We start from the raw sequence: 16,326 nt of genomic DNA, 5'->3' as shown, positions 1-16,326 counted from the left end.
AATCCTGATCCGTACACTGAACGAGAGATCACTTGCCATAATTGGTAGACCATACATAAAGGAGGGGTAACGGTGCCCATTTACAACAAGCTCGTCCGGGACAAAATTCCGGACATCATCGCAAAATCAGGCAAGGCTTATGAAGTCCAGCCTCTCTCTAATGAAGCCTATGCCAAAGAACTAGAGAAGAAGTTGGTCGAAGAAACAGAAGAATATTTGGAAGCAGAAAATAACGGTGAGTCGGTTGAAGAACTGGCTGATATCCTCGAGCTGGTAAGAGCTCTAGCTGTACGACACGGTTCCTCGTTTGATGAGGTCGAAGAGGTAAGAAGACGTAAAGCGGAAGAACGGGGCGCCTTCGAGGAGAGAATCTATCTGGTCAAGGTCGAAGATGAGTCATAAGTTGAGGGTAGGAGAGTTGCAAGCTTTCTACTTGACCGAAGATGAAGTGTGGCGAATCTTCACGATAGTATTGACAACCAAATCGAAGAAGTCGGCGACATATAAGTACGGACTGTTGAAAGCGATGATTGAGAACCTGTACCAGGTCGACTCCCAAAGCGAAGTGACGTACGACCAGCTCGCTTATTCGTTCGCCAAAATCTATTGGAACCTCGTCATCCACCACGACTTGGAGCAGGGGACGAGAGGCTCCGCTGTCGTTAAGAGATTGTTAGAAATCAGTGAGGAGCACCGGATTCCGAAAGAGATCACCTTCGACAGGCTGGATACCTCCATCCAGATCAAGGCAGCGAAACGAATAAAATCCGTCATGAAGACAAACGTATTTGGTGCGCTTTACGGAGATACGCGAGGGTCTTTTTATGCGTTTGATCATAAGAAGGAGCGATTCCGCTTCAATCCGTATGTTCTTACGTTCATGAGAAAATATCAGCGCCTGCTGGTAGATCTCGTCAACTACCATATGGCGAAAATGATTGAGCAGCTAAACGAAGTGCCGCATATCAACTATCTTTTGGATAAAGTCGAAAGCATCGCTCAACGCTCCACCTTAAAACCGTTTGAGCGGGTGCTGATGCAGTATTTTGAGAGGAAATGTTTCTATTGCAAAAAGTCTCTGGATAAGGAGAACGTGCAGACCCATGTCGACCACTTCATCCCTTGGTCATTCGTACAGTCCGATCACCTGTGGAACCTCGTATTATCCTGTAGCACATGCAATACGTCTAAGAACGACAAGCTGCCGGTTCGGGAATTTCTGGGTGAGGTGGTTGATAGAAACGAAAAGCTGCTCAATTACGAGGAGCTCGTTATACGAGACCAGGACCTCTCGAATTATGAGGAGAAGAAAATGGTCCATCTCTACGAATATTCGATTCAGAACGGATATGAAGACCTCTGGCTACCGTGACGCATGGAGAACGAGAAGTATGTTTGAAGAGGTGTTCTTACAAACTATATGCCCGGTTTTGTTTGGTGCTGTTCTTTTATTAACTTAAAATGAATCTGTTGCTTTAACTAAATGAGACCATCCTCCGCACGCTAAAGCGTGTGGAGAAGAAGCTTGTGAATTAATACGTCTTGGCCTCTTATTACGAAACAAAGGAAGGCCTATACGGCAGTCGCCTACATTCTTAAAAGTAGTACGAGGAAGGAAAATTAATAATTTTAATTATTAAGAGAGTAATACTCCCATGGTCTTGTATATTAATATTTTTAAAGGAAAAGGAAGTTGCTTATATGTCGAGAGAGACAATTATGCTTATTGGTATAGGTATATCTGTACTTTTGGGAGGACTTAATTACTTTTCTACCAAAAAAGGAGTTTATATAAATACTGTAAGTGCAGAGAGAATAAAATGGATTAATAAACTAAGAGAGCATTTTAGTGATTACTCTAACATGGTTTATATTTATGCTAACGCTGTAGAAGACTATAATAATAAAGAGATTGCTCCTGAAGAATTTAATGAAAAAAACCTTAATGATGATATAGTTTATAAAACAACAATGATTGAATTATATCTGAATCCAACTGAGAAAATGAATTTAGTTTTAATGGATTTACATACTATAATGTTACAAACACTAAGGGAAGAGTTCTGTGAGTTAAGCTATGAATTTTATTATGATCTTCATGAAGACCTTGAGTACTTGCAACAGGTAATTCTTAAATCAGAGTGGAAGCGATTAAAACTAGAAAGTAAAAAAGGAAAAGAAATACCTAATAAGAAAATGAAGAAAATATTTAAAGAGGTAGGAGAGGAGATTAACAAAAATAAATATATTGAATTAATGGAAGATACAAAATACTAATAACCCTATAGAGTATAAGTAACCTCTTTAAAGTGGCAATAATTATTACAGTGTACTTGTACAGTATTCACTATTGGAAGTACCTGACCCTCACTGCGCTAGAGTGTTAACGTGTTAGGGATTTGATACCTTCACTAAAAAGTAAGGGGAGATTCCCCTTGCTTAACAAAATTTCAAAATCGGCAGCTTATGTAAGGAATTAATTCCTGCGGCCTTTCATATATATGGTAGTTTGATAGATCGTTTATTTCCTTTTTTAAATTTTGTGATGGAACACGCTGGCACGCTTAGTGGTCCTGATTGGGAAGAAGCTTACATATATTATTAAGAAGCGGTTCAACGTATTTTCGCCATGGATCAAAGTATTCCGAAACAAGATATTAGTGAAGAGTGATTAAATAAAGGAAGCGATAATATGGACGAATTGAACGGAATTAGGATTTGACGAGGCGTTGAAAATCGCGGAGGTCAGGTACTAACAGTAGATGATGTCCTTCTTGCTCACATAGATAAAAATAAATAATAGTATGTGAACCCTCTTTGTCATGTTAGGATAAGTACCAAATTATAAAAATGTTTATAAATGTAGAAGTGAAAAATAAGGGAGAATAGTCTGATGGAATACATTCGTAGTATTTTTACTAAAAACAATTTCAATCTTACAAAGAAAACAAGTAAAGCAGATGAATTTGAAAATAAAGACACGAGTGAAGTGATCTACCTGGTACCGAATAAACAAATCAACATTATTTTAAATCCAAACATCGTGGAAAAAAAAGCGATCTTGAGAAGTGATGGAAAACTTCATAGCACAGCTTTGACATCATTTCCTAAAGAACAAAATAAAGGGGCTACTCCCATTCAGTACGGTTATTCATTTAAGTTTAAGACGGAGTATGAGTTGGATTCCTTTTTGGATAGTTTTAATAGGATATAAACCCTTAGTTTCGTAGGATGGGAAGGCTATATTTTTCGAACTCCATAAATAATATACAAAGAGAGTGTCTCGTTTGAGGCGCTTCTTTTTTATAGATCCATGGTCTCTAATAGAAGATTTCGATTGGAGCTTTTTCGTCATTGGAAATGTCGGTTAATTAAAGGTAGTATCTTGTAAATAAAAAATATGGTTCATCTTGGACTAAAAAGGCGCCTGCCCCCCCTTTCCCTAACGTAGTAACTTGGTGGGGGCAGGCACTTTTTTAGAACTCTTGTAATGTTATGTGAAAGAGGAGAAGGGTTGGGGTTGCCTGAGAACTTCTAAGGAAGCTCCCACAGTTCCATCATATGGCTGTCCTAAACTTTCGCTTCAACTTTTTACCTCACTAATGAGAAAAGTCTTGAATAGGAATACCTTCAAATGCAAATGGCCTGTGACATATACATTGTAAATTAAGGATTTGAGGTGAGACAAATGTTTCCGAATGATGGAGGTCCTTTCTTGTTTCTCGGTTTATCTATTGCTTGTGCGCTTATCATAGCTATGATACCTACAACACTACCCGAGGAAGAAGATGGAGAAGGAGAAAGGGAAGATACACAATTACTAAAGAAAACGATGCACCACGCTAAAAGTTTCGTACTAGCTATATATTTGCTGGCCATATTAGTTTGCTTGCTGGAAATTACAGGATTTTTGCAATACATATTCGGCGGAGAAGTCAGAAAATTGTTGGGGTTCTTATAATATTAAGAATGGGGCAGATGTAGCAGCACTCTTTTGACCCACGTTATAATTTAATTGCATGAATGTCTTTAATAATTAACCATGTTAAACATTCTCCAAATTTTGTTACATTAATTAATGAACTAAAGGAGGATTTTATGAGTTCTGAAAGTAATTATAGTAGCGAGGAAGAATTGATTGAGCAGTTAAAAAGCAAGGAAGAAACGTTTTGGTCTAATGAATCTCTTAAACCTTATTACACGCTTCAAAAAAATCTGCCCATCCCAACCGAAGACCTTCATGAAGCAGAAATGCTTCTCCGAAGGTTTGCTCCATATTTAGCTGAAGTATTTCCAGAAACCAAGAAAATGAACGGAATCATTGAATCTCCCATCCATGGCATACCTTCTATGCAGCAGCAATTGGAAAAGCTATACCAGCAATCCATCCCTGGCCATTTGTATGTAAAGTGTGATCATGATCTTCCGATAGCTGGGTCCATAAAAGCGCGAGGAGGCATTTATGAAGTATTAAAATACGCGGAAGAGCTGGCAATAAAGCATGGAAAGCTTACAAAAGATGACGACTATTCAAAATTAGCCAATCCCGAATTCAAGAAGTTCTTTTCCAACTTTTCTATCGCTGTAGGATCCACAGGCAATCTGGCTCTAAGTATAGGTATCATGTGTGCTGTTTTAGGTTTTCAGGTAACGGTTCATATGTCCGTGGACGCGAAAGAATGGAAGAAAGAGTTACTCAGGGATAAAGGTGTAGTAGTGGTGGAGCATGATAAGGATTTTTCATTTGCCGTAAACGAAGGACGAAGACAATGTCAGGAGCAAAAGAACTGTTACTTCGTTGATGATGAAAATTCCAAGGATTTATTTTTAGGCTATGCCGTGGCTGCTTTGCGCCTTCAAGAGCAATTAAAACAAGAGAATATCACGGTTGATGCGGACAACCCCCTGGTGGTTTATTTACCTTGCGGTGTAGGAGGAGGTCCTGCGGGGATCACTTATGGACTGAAGTATGTTTTCGGGGATCATGTGCACTGTTATTTTGCAGAGCCGACCAGCTCTCCGTGCATGATGCTTGGACTTGCCACAGGAAAACATGAGGACATTTCTGTTCAGGATATCGGGCTTGATAATAAGACGGAAGCTGATGGATTAGCTGTTGGACGACCATCAGCTCTGGCTGGCAGGCTGGTAGAAAATATGGTGAACGGCATTTATACGATCAACGACGAAAACTTGTACAAGCTTTTAGCCCTTTTGAATGAATCAGAAGGTATTTCCCTCGAACCATCGGCACTTGCAGGCATGTACGGCCCTGCTTCCATCGACATTCAACAACAGTTAGACGGCATGTATGGCTCCCGGTTAAATCATGCTACTCATTTAGTCTGGGCAACAGGTGGAAGTTTGGTGCCAAAAGATATTATGGAAGGCTTTGTTTCTAAAGGCACATCATTTCTTCGTCATGAGGAATAGAAGAAATTAACCTGGTGAAGGGCTCCTCGTAACCTCAGTAATGAAGCCAGGGGGTTCTTCCGCTTCTACTCTTCCTTCATGATACACAGAAAAATAGCATATTTTCCAAATAGAACACTTCTATTCATTTAGAAATACGTGAGTGAGATGAGGGAGCACTAGAACTGCCCCCACTTCAGATAAAAGTCGAAGAGGGAGAGGAATGCTTTAAATTGAAAAAAATCATAGCGCTATTAATTACTACCTTCTTTTTTATAGCAGGCTGTTCTGATAACCCGGATGATAATAAACAGGGAGAATCGCCACTACCTGCTGAAGGTTTAGAAGTGATAGCAGATAATTTGGAAGTTCCATGGTCCATCGAAAAAATGGAAGATACCTTTTATTTAACAGAAAGATCAGGGAACATTGTCAAAATTGAAGATGGTGAAGTAGAAAGGCAAAGCGTAGAGCTTGAAGAAGAGGTTTCCACAGCTTCAGAGGCAGGATTGCTTGGGTTTGTTCTTGCCCCTGACTTTTCCGAATCGAACCTTGCCTATGCCTATTACACGTATGAAGATGGGGAAGAACAATTTAATCGGATCGTAATGCTTCGGTTGGAAGATCGTGTATGGAGAGAAGAGGATCTGCTTCTTAACCAAATCCCCAGCGGTACTTACCATCATGGAGGAAGACTTAAAATAGGTCCTGATGAAAAACTCTACGCTACAGCTGGGGATGCATCTGATCCTGAAATAGCCCAAGACCTGGATTCATTAGGTGGAAAAATTTTAAGAATGAACGTAGATGGATCGATCCCGGATGATAATCCATTTGAGGATTCCTATGTATATAGCTTTGGACATCGCAACCCTCAAGGGATGACTTGGTTGTCAGATGGTACGATGTATGCAAGTGAACATGGGGATAATGCAAACGATGAAATTAATTTGATTGAAGCTGGTCAAAATTACGGATGGCCGGTTATAGAAGGCTCTGAAGAACAAGAAGGAATGGTTTCGCCTCTATTCACTTCTGGAGATAGCTCCACCTGGGCACCATCTGGAATGGACAATTTTGAAGGAAAACTTTATGTTGCAGCATTAAGGGGTTCTGCCGTTTTAGAATTCGACCTTGAAACAGGTGAATACCGTGAAGTGATCGCTGGTGTTGGCCGGGTTCGGGATGTACAAATAAAAGATAACAATCTTTATTTCATTAGTAATAATACAGATGGTCGTGGAAATCCACAGGACAATGATGACAAGCTATATAAAATTTCTCTCTCAGAACTGGATTAACTACTGAAGAGTAACCGGTCAAAATCGGTCCATGCGATAGAGCGCTTCCGTCACGAAGCGCTCTTTGTTATCCATCTCTTCTGTGAAATGTTAGATGCTTCTAAAAGTTACCATTCATGATAGTTTTGGAGGAATGTTTTGACAATTATTTAGAACATGTTACGATATCATTGAAATCAAAAATCATAGACGATCCACTAGGGGTGCCTTCTCATAAGGCTGAGATTAAAGTGTAGCTTTAAGACTCTTAGAACCTGATCTGGTTGATACCAGCGTAGGGAAGTGGCGGTTACGTGTATCTTAAGCTACATATAGATGTTTACACATGAAACCACTTTCTTCACGCATATGAAGAAAGTGGTTTTTTTTGTGTCTGGAAATAGATGCATAGATTGCTTGCGTCTTATTTCTTTTTTCCTTGACCGTGGATCGTCGGGAAAAGGAGAGAGTGACAATGAAATTTTCACAACAGATTCGCGAAGCGGTGGATCCTATTTGGGAGGCAAGTTTCAACCATCCGTTTGTAAAAGGGATTGGAGAAGGGACGTTATCGCTCGACCAGTTTCGCTACTACGTCCTTCAGGATTCTTATTATTTATCCCACTTTTCCAGAGTGCAGGCGATGGGAGCCGCGAAGTCAGAGGACATGAAAACAATGGCCAGTATGGCTTCTCATGCTCAAGGGACGTATGAAGCAGAGATGGAGCTTCATGAGAACTTTTCAAAAAGGCTAGGGATTACAAAGGAGGAGCGCAACCAGTTCACTCCTTCTCCGACGGCTTATGCGTACGCATCCCATATGTACCGAGGAGCCTACCACGGGGACTTGGGGGAGATCATCGCTACGATTCTTCCGTGCTATTGGCTTTATTATGAAGTCGGGGAGCACTTGAAAGATCATCAGCCGGAAGAACCGATTTATCAGGAATGGATTGGCACCTATGGCGGGGATTGGTTCCGAACGCTCGTAGAGGAGCAGATTCAACGTCTTGATGATCTGGCGGAATTGAAATCGGAAGCTGGCCGTGAGCGGATGAAAGAGTTGTTTGTGATCAGCAGTCAGTATGAGTACCAGTTTTGGGAAATGGCATATGTCATGGAAGAATGGCCATTTGATATGAGAACTTCTCTCTTGGCAGGAAAAGGAGAATGAATCGTGAGTCCTTCCATTCACTTGATCTCGACAGGAAAGCAGACGATTTCTGAACTAACCGAGACAGTGAGCGCGGTCCAACAGCAAGTTGATTTTCTCCACATTCGGGAAAAACATCGGTCCGCTGCTGAAATTTTTGATGGGATTCAACAGGTGACGGAGACCGGTTTTCCAATGGATCGTATTATCATCAACGACAGGGCAGATGTAGCTTCTGTTGCAGGATGTTTCGGGGTGCAGTTGACTCACCATAGTCTCCCAGTCGCACAAGTGAAGCAATCCTTTCCCGGTCTGAATGTAGGAAAATCCGTTCATTCACTAAAAGAGGCCATAGGTGCGGAAGAGGAAGGAGCGGATTTTCTCCTATACGGAAATATCTATCCAACCTCCTCCAAGCCGGGAAAAGCGGGGAAAGGATTGGATTCGCTCCGTGAAATCATACGGCATGTCGGGTGTCCGGTTGTTGGCATCGGCGGGATATCTCCTGAGCGGGCAGGTGATGTCATTCGTACCGGAGCGCAGGGAATGGCAGTCATGTCTGGCATTCTACAGGCGGAGGATCCTGGGGAAGCAGCACAGGCTTACAGGAAGGAAATCGATAGAGGGAGGATGTTATGAATAAGCATTATGAAAGGATTGTTGTCGGAGCTGGTGTGATCGGCAGTTCCATCGCCTATCATTTGGCACAGCGTGGACGCTCTGTTCTTCTCCTGGAGCGGGGGACGATCGCCTGCAAAGCATCTTCAGCTGCAGCTGGCATGCTTGGAGCGCAATCGGAACTAAAAGACCGGAACGACTCATTGTATTCACTGGCTACAGCAAGTCGCGCGATGTTTCCAGCGCTGTCTGAAGAATTGAAAGCGTATAGCGGCATTGATATTGGTTTGCAGCAAAACGGCATCTATAAAATTGCTACAAATGAAGGAGAAAGGGAAGAGCTAATCGCCTATGGGGAAGTTCAAAGAAACCGCGGGGAGGAAGCGAGATGGATGGAGCCTTCTGAATTGCAAAGAGAAGAACCGGCGGTGTCCTCCCAGCTGAGCGGTGCCTTATTTCTCCCGAATGACGGGCAAGTTTCCGCTCCCGATTTGTCGAAGGCTTTTGCCATGTCAGCGGTAGAGCTTGGAGCCGAACTTTTAGAATACACCGATGTACAAGGTTTAATTAAAGAAAAGAATCAAGTCACAGGCGTGAGAACAAATCGAGGAGACGTAAGCGCCGATCATGTCGTAGTCGCTTGCGGGGCATGGAGTGAAGATCTGCTTGGAAAACAGAATTCCGGGATGGATCTGTATCCGGTAAAAGGTGAATGCTTTTCCGTGAAAACGAAGCGCAGGCTCATTCACGGGACGCTCTTTTCTAAGGGATGTTACATCGTTCCGAAGGCAGGGGGGCGTCTGGTGATCGGTGCAACAGAAAAGCCTGGTACATTTGATGAAACGGTAACCTTGGGCGGGTTATTTCCATTGATCAAAGAGGCGACTCAGTTGGTGCCTGAACTTGTTTTTGCGGAGTGGGAAACAGCCTGGACCGGGCTTCGTCCAAAAACGAAAGCCAGCATTCCGTATCTGGGCCCGCACCAAGAGTATGCCGGACTTTTTATCGCCACAGGACACTATCGCAATGGCATTTTATTGTCACCGATCACAGGAAAAGTAATTGCTGACTTAATTGAAGACAAGGATGTCCCTCAGGAATGGATAACTACTGGAATTTTATCACGTGGAGGAGTGAACCTATGAAACTACGAATCAATGGGGAATGGCTGACGATTCCGGAAAAGGTCAATACGATTGGTGAGCTACTGGGTCATTTTCAATTGGATCAGCGGGTGGTGATTGTTGAACAGAATGAATCCATTCTCGAGAAGGAATCACGAGCAGATCACAAGGTGCAGGATGGAGATATCATAGAGATAGTACAATTCGTAGGAGGCGGATGAAGATGTTGAAAATCGGTAACCAAGAATTCAAGTCTCGCTTATTGTTAGGCACAGGGAAGTATCCGGATTTTGACGTTCAGAAGAAGGCGGTGGAGGCTTCAGGGACCGACATCCTTACCTTTACTGTTAGGCGCATGAATATTTTCGAACCGAGCCAGCCGAATTTCCTTGAACAGCTTGATGTAGAAAAATATACGCTCCTTCCGAACACAGCGGGTGCGAAAACGGCAGAAGAAGCGGTCCGACATGCTAACCTCGCTAAAGCTTCAGGGCTTTGCGATATGATCAAGGTAGAAGTGATCGGCTGTGACAAGACGTTACTTCCGGACCCAGTAGAAACGCTCAAGGCAACAGAAGAACTGATCAAAGAAGGGTTCACGGTTCTTCCTTATACGTCCGATGATGTCGTGCTTGCCCGCCGACTTGAAGAATTGGGTGCGCATGCGGTTATGCCGGGAGCTTCCCCGATCGGTTCTGGACAAGGGATCATCAACCGTGAGAATCTTCAATTCATTATCGAACAATCAAAGGTGCCAGTCATTGTGGATGCCGGGATCGGGTCCCCGGCTGATGTAGCACAGGCGATGGAGCTTGGAGCAGACGGTGTGTTATTAAATACCGCTGTTTCAGCAGCGAGTGACCCAGTGAAGATGGCCGAAGCGATGAAACTAGCGATTGAAGCTGGGCGCCTCGGATATGAAGCGGGCAGAATTCCGAAGAAACGCTATGCCACAGCCAGCAGCCCGATGGAGGGAATGAGCCGGACATGAATGAACGCTATTCCAGGCAGACGCTTTTCTCTCCCATTGGAGAAGCCGGTCAGAAAAAAATCAGCGCCAAACATGTTTTGCTCCTTGGAGCAGGGGCGCTTGGAACAGGGAATGCAGAAGCTCTCGTCCGTGCAGGAGTCGGACGGTTAACAGTGATTGACCGCGACTATGTCGAGTGGAGCAACCTCCAAAGGCAGCAATTGTACTCAGAACGGGATGCCGAAGATCGAATCCCCAAAGCAGTGGCGGCGAAACAACGGTTGTCGGAGGTGAATAGTGACGTACAAGTCGATGCCTACGTCATGGATGCGACGCCATCCGAAATGGAACGCCTGTTAGAAGGTGTCGATCTCATGATCGATGCCACCGATAACTTTGACGCCAGGATGATGATGAACGATCTTTCTCAAAAATACCAGATTCCATGGATTTACGGCGCCTGCGTGAGCAGTTATGGCATCAGCTCTACCATTCTTCCGTGGGAGACCCCTTGTTTGAACTGCCTGCTGGATCAAGTGCCCCGTGGTGGTATGACCTGTGATACCGCCGGGATTATCAGTCCTGCTGTGCAGATGATCGTCGCTCATCAAACCGTTGAAGCTTTGAAAATACTAGTGGAAGACTGGGCAGCCGTCAGCCAGAAGCTTGTTTCCTTTGACCTGTGGCAGAATCAGCATACATCTATCAACGTATCCAAGATGAAAAAGGAAAGCTGCCCTTCTTGTGGAAACCATCCTACTTATCCATTTCTAGAATACAGCCATCAAATGAAAACAGCCGTATTATGTGGACGTGATTCGGTCCAGATCCGTCCTCCGTCTAATAGAAAATGGAGTTTAGAAGAGGTTGCCGGAACCCTTGCTAAACAGGAGGGGGAGATAGAACAAAATCCATACCTTGTTTCTTTTACTAAGGAAAACACGCGGATGGTACTATTCAAAGACGGTCGTGCTTTGATACATGGAACAAAGGATGTGAGAGAAGCAAAGACGCTTTATCATCGGTATTTTGGCTGATAGAAAATCTCTCTGATGCCTGCCTCCAATCTAGCAGAGTGAGGATAAGGAAACGAGAGAAATACGCTTTAATAGGTGGAGTTTTAATCGACAACATTTTTTTCTACCTAAAAAGAGCGCTTCAATCATGGAGCGTTCTTTCTCTATGGTGAATTGGAATTTTTCATACTACGATCCCTCTGTGATAAATGGAAAAGAATGAAAGAGTAATATATGGGAAGAATATATAAAATTACTCTTTCGGAGCTGAAAGTAGATGGTATTAACATCTTTCCTGTCCAATGATAGCTTCCTGGGTCCGATCATCCTGTTTTTTACTTTTGCTGGTTTAGCAGGTCTTTTTTACCTATCCTTCTTTAAAAACAAGTGATGTGAGTAGCACATCTAGAATAATGAGTGGAGTTGATTGAGAAGTCTATCCAACTTTTGAGATATGCTCAAAACTTCCTTATCGTCTGCTCCATTCATATAGGCGTCGTACATTTCCTGTCGAACAGATTCTATTTTTCTTCTAACCGTGAGATATCATCCATATGTAATCCTCCGCATACGCTCTTCCAATTAAAGGTTAACACATGTCTTTACAATAACCTTTCATTCTTATTGATTCTTATAGTGGCAGTTTGAAACAGGTAAAACATCCCAGGGTGTAATTCCTAATCTTAGGTTTTAGAGAAAAGTGAATTTTACATTAAAAAAAGGTCAAAGAATATATCTCTGACCAGTAGGGTGAAATGGGTTACTCTATAATCTCTGGTTTCAGCCTGGCGATGACGGTTGGTAAACGTCCAAAATAAGGTTTTTGTATGAAGTCATAGGCTCCATGCTTAGCAAATCTCTCAATAGTGAATTTATCGCCTAAAGAGGAACAGACAATGACTCTCACGTTAGGGTTAATCCTCTTTAACTGGATAAGGGTTTGCAGTCCATTTACCTTAGGCAAGACAAAGTCTAGTATGACTAGATCGGGGCTATGGGTCTTATATTCAATAATCCCTTCAATTCCGTTCGCAGCTTCAGCGATCACTGAAATGGATTCCATTTCTAATACCTTTTTCAACCATGATCTCATAAATGAAGAATCATCAATAATTAGTGCGTTAATCATACAATCGTCCTTACGTCTTTTCTCTTTATTCCCCTTTATTGTTCACCCACACGTAACCTTAACAGATAAAATTATCTTAGTATAGTGAATTTGACTCGGATGCACTTGTTTTTAAACAAAGAAAATAGCCAGAGCAAAACTCTGGCGTAACTAAGCGAGGGACTCATCACATGAGTTAGATATAAGGGATGTGTATGTGAGAGTCACCTTCACCATTATGGGCAGTGAACGAACATTTATACATAAAAAAAGCCAGAGTATGAAAACACGCTGGCAAGTAGGGGTGATTTATCTATGATTTAATTTTTCTATAGCTGGAGACAATCTGTGGAGAAGTGGCTTTTGAATGAAGTCAATCACTCCTATAGAAGCACACTGGTCAAGTATATGGATATCACTGTGTTCCGAGCATACAATCACCTGTGCTTTTGGGTACTTACTGCGAAGTGCTTTTAGATCTTGCATATCAGAGGTTTGGACATCCATAAGCACTAAATCTGGTTGATAGCGATCATACAGTGAGATTACTTCCGTGCCATTTTCAGTTTCCGCCAAAACTGTATAGGAGTGTCTTTCTAATATACTTTTCAATCTTAGTTTATCTCGAGTATTATCTACCAATATTGCAGTAGGCATATAATCTTCCTTACGTCAATTGGTCTCCCTAACCCTATCTTTATACCTGTGTATATAGTCACCCCAGACCTATCATACCAGAGTAGGTTAGTGGAGAGTAGAAAAAAGCCCCGAACAATTCTCCAACCTATTCGACTGGAGTGAATACTTGCATAAGGATTAGTAATAGCAACAGAGGAAGGAAGAGTCCAAGACAAGTGAAAGCTTACAGTGAGCTCACTGGGGAAAATAGTGAGACTAGTGATTAGTGTAGAGAAAGGCTAGTTTCCCTTTCTTGAGAGTACCAGCATAAAAAGTTAATACATTTGAGGTCTTTCCCCATTTAATCCATGCCTCTCTTGGAATGAAATGATGAAAGGGTGGATGTGAATAAATGGTGGAGTGAAGAACATCAGATTATCGTACATATAAACTCTTTGTTTTGTAAATGGGATTCTATTATTTTTAAGCTTGGGAAAGTAGTGAGAATTTTGGGTGGAGAAGCAGAAAAATATGGAGGTTATTTCCCAATCTGTAATCTATTGTAAAAGGAGTTGTGTGTGATAATCTATTCCCTGTAAGAAAAAAAGGGAAAGGTGGAATTTTATTATGAAAAGAAAATTGATTTCTGCTATGGGTGTAACATTACTAGCTTCTGCAGCTATTTCAACGGGAGTTGGGGCAGCTGAATCTACGGGCAAAGATTTGTCTGAAGATAACCAAAAGACTCAACAGTACACGATCAACTGGGAAAGTGAATGGGAAAAAGCAGAAGACCTCAACGAGTCAGTAGAGTTTGGGAATGCCGGCGCAACTTCAGGTGGCCAGTTTCAAGCGGCAGCATCCTCTTGGGGATCATTAGCAACCGGAAGTACAAATGTTGCATCCGACTATCTTTCAGATGCGGTTAGTAGCACGGGTACTTCAAAAGGTAAGGTTTACACGACAGTTACATCCGCAACTACGAGCCTTAAAAATACAAGTTCTGGATATACTGTAAATGGCGATAAGTCTACGGCAGTTGCTAAGTTTACTGCTGAATCAACAGCAGAAATGATCGGATCATTCAACACTGTATATTCCGGCCTGACCATCCATACAGCTACAGATTCCGGAGTGCTGTATGAAGCGAGAACTTTTGATAGTGTGCTAAACTATTAAGTAAAATACATAAAATTGCACTAAGCTACTTTTTAGCTTAGTGCAATTTTCATTCGAAAGGATATACATATGAAACAAACCTTCATTCTTATTAGTCTCATAATCATTGCTCTAAGTGGTTGCTCGGGAGAAAAGTTAAACAATGAATTTAGTGGGGAAGATGTCGCCATGATATCCAGTGGGGATCCAGCTTTAGAAGAATCTAAGAATCTTGAACTGCTTCGTAAATCTGATCAAGTTGCAGAATCATCTGTCCCTTTTACTTTGGTGAAAGCTTTCGTTCCTGATGATGATTTCAAAAATAAAACCTCCGTAAAAGGTGAGGAATTTACCTTTCTTACGTTACCTAAAGACAAAGATTACTTAACAGGTAACATTATTGTAGAGAATAACAAGGAAGAAAATGTAGAGATGCAAGCAATATTCATGCAGGGGGATCATACGGCAAAAGTTAGACCAGAAGAAGACGAAAAGTGGTCAAGGTCGATAAAATATGAGGTTCCCCCTAAAACTTCCATAACCCTTCCTGTGGAAATTTCTATTGAGCAAGAGGGGCAGGAAGAATTATCATTCATACCTCTAGCAGATCTTTCCGACAAGGAGAAAATAGGGAATGAAAATGTAAGCAACTATCGCTTTTTTTTACAATTGGGCGATGTTACCATTGATAATGGAAAATTAGGAGATCATTCCTTCACATTAAGTGAAGAGCAGATGAGTACATTAAAAGATCCTTATCCTTCTCCATCGTGGAGTACGGATGGTGGTAAGCCTGTGAAGTTTTATGAAAACAACGATAGGCTTACTACTGAAAATAGCATCGAAGGGATTACGTTAAATCCCGTCCCTTATTCAACGAGTGTTGATGTTGTCCATTTTGATGAACATGGAAATTCGACTGTACTGAAAAAAGATGTAGTCCTAAATGAAAATGAAAGCAAGTTTATTCCCTTTGACCAAGCGACCATAGAAAGTCTATATGAAAAGGATCGTCGACAATTCATCAAAGTGACTAATAATAGGGGAAAAGATATTTTGGCAGATTTGAAAGCCCTGGATCATGGTTCTAAACCTTTTCCAACATCCTATCAAGGCATAATTGAATTACATCCAAAGAAAAAAGGGGATTGAAGATGGTGAATGACATTAATAAGTGGAGCTTCTTTCAGTTGTTGAACTTAGCAGCGTTAATAACCCTTATTATACTGTTCGAAAAAATTGGGTACATACTATTTGATGCGTTTTTATCAAACGGCTCTTCTATAATGATGCAAATCTATTTTGCTGTAGCCATCTTGTTAACGGTCAGCTTCAACTACTTTTGGATTTATTGCCAGGTAAAGAAAAGCAGCGGGAATATTTTTCACAATAAATTTTGGAGAAACGGAATAAAAGTATTTGGACTCTCCCTTATGATTCTTATATTGACTATTTTAGTATCTGGATTTACTGGGGACATTTTTATCATCGTTGAGCAAAATCGTTGGGTCATGTATTTGATGGCTGTGCTCTTCATTTCTATAACCTATTTTATGATGGTATCCATCGTTTCTAAATTTGAAAACTCTCCCTTTTCCATAATTAAAATGAGTTTTTATGCGACTTCTATCATGCTTGTCATCTCCATTTTTATGATGTGACTTAACCCCACAAGAAAATGATTCAATGTGTCAGCGAAAAGTAAGCCGTATGAAAGTGCCTGACCCCCACTGCGTTAAAGTGTTAACGTGGTGGGGGTCAGGCATTTTCTTTAACAAATAGGGGATTACAGGATAATCTTATTAATTCATGAGTATAAAAGAGCGCTTCAGTTACGAAGCGCTCTTTTTTATGCTACATCATTTAAAG

At 41.6% G+C, this 16,326-nt stretch carries 19 protein-coding genes and 1 riboswitch; of the genes, 16 read left to right on the top strand and 3 right to left on the bottom strand.

The window, feature by feature from the left end; genetic code table 11:
- The first annotated feature begins 72 nt into the window (after nt 1–72).
- The 13 genes from J0K78_RS03260 (at nt 73) to J0K78_RS03200 (ending at nt 11,594) form a co-directional block, all read left to right on the top strand.
- A complete protein-coding gene (locus tag J0K78_RS03260) occupies nt 73–402 on the top strand; it encodes a pyrophosphohydrolase domain-containing protein (RefSeq protein WP_206945362.1) in 330 nt (109 codons plus the stop codon).
- On the top strand, nt 392–1,372 hold the full coding sequence (locus J0K78_RS03255) for an HNH endonuclease domain-containing protein (protein WP_206945361.1): 981 nt from the start codon (nt 392–394) through the stop codon (nt 1,370–1,372). The genes J0K78_RS03260 and J0K78_RS03255 overlap by 11 nt, the downstream gene beginning before the upstream one ends.
- Nucleotides 1,373–1,701: 329 nt before the next feature.
- The gene (locus J0K78_RS03250; protein ID WP_206945360.1) at nt 1,702–2,277 is read left to right on the top strand and encodes a hypothetical protein; all 576 of its coding nucleotides are present in this window, start codon (nt 1,702–1,704) and stop codon (nt 2,275–2,277) included.
- Between the two features lie 616 nt (nt 2,278–2,893).
- A complete protein-coding gene (locus J0K78_RS03245) occupies nt 2,894–3,214 on the top strand; it encodes a hypothetical protein (RefSeq protein ID WP_206945359.1) in 321 nt (106 codons plus the stop codon).
- Between the two features lie 474 nt (nt 3,215–3,688).
- Nucleotides 3,689–3,961 carry a hypothetical protein gene (locus J0K78_RS03240; RefSeq protein WP_206945358.1) on the top strand — a complete coding sequence of 91 codons (273 nt, stop codon included), beginning with the start codon at nt 3,689–3,691 and terminating at the stop codon, nt 3,959–3,961.
- A 137-nt stretch (nt 3,962–4,098) separates the two neighbouring features.
- Nucleotides 4,099–5,433, top strand: a complete 1,335-nt coding sequence (locus tag J0K78_RS03235; RefSeq protein ID WP_206945357.1) for a D-serine ammonia-lyase — start codon at nt 4,099–4,101, stop codon at nt 5,431–5,433.
- Nucleotides 5,434–5,645: 212 nt separating this feature from the next.
- Nucleotides 5,646–6,713: a PQQ-dependent sugar dehydrogenase gene (locus J0K78_RS03230; RefSeq protein ID WP_206945356.1), complete on the top strand. Its 1,068-nt coding sequence runs from the start codon at nt 5,646–5,648 to the stop codon at nt 6,711–6,713.
- A gap of 189 nt (nt 6,714–6,902) precedes the next feature.
- Nucleotides 6,903–7,011, top strand: a riboswitch (TPP riboswitch).
- A 156-nt stretch (nt 7,012–7,167) separates the two neighbouring features.
- Nucleotides 7,168–7,866 (top strand): thiaminase II, encoded by a 699-nt coding sequence (tenA, locus tag J0K78_RS03225; protein WP_206945355.1) that lies wholly within the window; start codon nt 7,168–7,170, stop codon nt 7,864–7,866.
- Nucleotides 7,867–7,869: 3 nt separating this feature from the next.
- The gene (locus tag J0K78_RS03220) at nt 7,870–8,484 is read left to right on the top strand and encodes a thiamine phosphate synthase (protein WP_370550960.1); all 615 of its coding nucleotides are present in this window, start codon (nt 7,870–7,872) and stop codon (nt 8,482–8,484) included.
- Nucleotides 8,481–9,608, top strand: a complete 1,128-nt coding sequence (gene thiO / locus J0K78_RS03215) for a glycine oxidase ThiO (RefSeq protein WP_206945354.1) — start codon at nt 8,481–8,483, stop codon at nt 9,606–9,608. The genes J0K78_RS03220 and thiO overlap by 4 nt, the downstream gene beginning before the upstream one ends.
- Entirely contained in the window at nt 9,605–9,808 is a 204-nt protein-coding gene (gene thiS / locus J0K78_RS03210) for a sulfur carrier protein ThiS (RefSeq protein WP_206945353.1), read from the top strand. The genes thiO and thiS overlap by 4 nt, the downstream gene beginning before the upstream one ends.
- Before the next feature lie 2 nt (nt 9,809–9,810).
- Nucleotides 9,811–10,578: a thiazole synthase gene (locus tag J0K78_RS03205; protein ID WP_206945352.1), complete on the top strand. Its 768-nt coding sequence runs from the start codon at nt 9,811–9,813 to the stop codon at nt 10,576–10,578.
- Nucleotides 10,575–11,594, top strand: a complete 1,020-nt coding sequence (locus tag J0K78_RS03200; protein ID WP_206945351.1) for a thiazole biosynthesis adenylyltransferase ThiF — start codon at nt 10,575–10,577, stop codon at nt 11,592–11,594. The genes J0K78_RS03205 and J0K78_RS03200 overlap by 4 nt, the downstream gene beginning before the upstream one ends.
- 384 nt (nt 11,595–11,978) lie before the next feature.
- Here J0K78_RS03200 and J0K78_RS03195 read toward each other — a convergent pair whose 3' ends face one another.
- The 3 genes from J0K78_RS03195 to J0K78_RS03185 all read right to left on the bottom strand — a co-directional run bounded on the left by J0K78_RS03195 (nt 11,979) and on the right by J0K78_RS03185 (nt 13,338).
- On the bottom strand, nt 11,979–12,098 hold the full coding sequence (locus tag J0K78_RS03195; RefSeq protein WP_370551073.1) for a Spo0E family sporulation regulatory protein-aspartic acid phosphatase: 120 nt from the start codon (nt 12,096–12,098) through the stop codon (nt 11,979–11,981).
- Nucleotides 12,099–12,333: 235 nt separating this feature from the next.
- Nucleotides 12,334–12,702: a response regulator gene (locus J0K78_RS03190; protein ID WP_206945349.1), complete on the bottom strand. Its 369-nt coding sequence runs from the start codon at nt 12,700–12,702 to the stop codon at nt 12,334–12,336.
- A gap of 288 nt (nt 12,703–12,990) precedes the next feature.
- Nucleotides 12,991–13,338: a response regulator gene (locus J0K78_RS03185; RefSeq protein WP_206945348.1), complete on the bottom strand. Its 348-nt coding sequence runs from the start codon at nt 13,336–13,338 to the stop codon at nt 12,991–12,993.
- Nucleotides 13,339–13,926: 588 nt separating this feature from the next.
- Here J0K78_RS03185 and J0K78_RS03180 point away from each other — a divergent pair.
- From J0K78_RS03180 to J0K78_RS03170, 3 genes are all read left to right on the top strand, one after another.
- The gene (locus J0K78_RS03180) at nt 13,927–14,478 is read left to right on the top strand and encodes a hypothetical protein (RefSeq protein WP_206945347.1); all 552 of its coding nucleotides are present in this window, start codon (nt 13,927–13,929) and stop codon (nt 14,476–14,478) included.
- Between the two features lie 69 nt (nt 14,479–14,547).
- On the top strand, nt 14,548–15,609 hold the full coding sequence (locus tag J0K78_RS03175) for a hypothetical protein (RefSeq protein WP_206945346.1): 1,062 nt from the start codon (nt 14,548–14,550) through the stop codon (nt 15,607–15,609).
- A 2-nt stretch (nt 15,610–15,611) separates the two neighbouring features.
- Nucleotides 15,612–16,118 carry a hypothetical protein gene (locus J0K78_RS03170; protein WP_206945345.1) on the top strand — a complete coding sequence of 169 codons (507 nt, stop codon included), beginning with the start codon at nt 15,612–15,614 and terminating at the stop codon, nt 16,116–16,118.
- Nucleotides 16,119–16,326: the final 208 nt, after the last annotated feature.

Origin of the sequence: Halobacillus sp. GSS1, assembly GCF_017307035.1 — a bacterium.
Lineage (GTDB): Bacteria > Bacillota > Bacilli > Bacillales > Halobacillaceae > Halobacillus > Halobacillus litoralis.
This window is presented reverse-complemented; position numbering and strand designations above follow the sequence as displayed.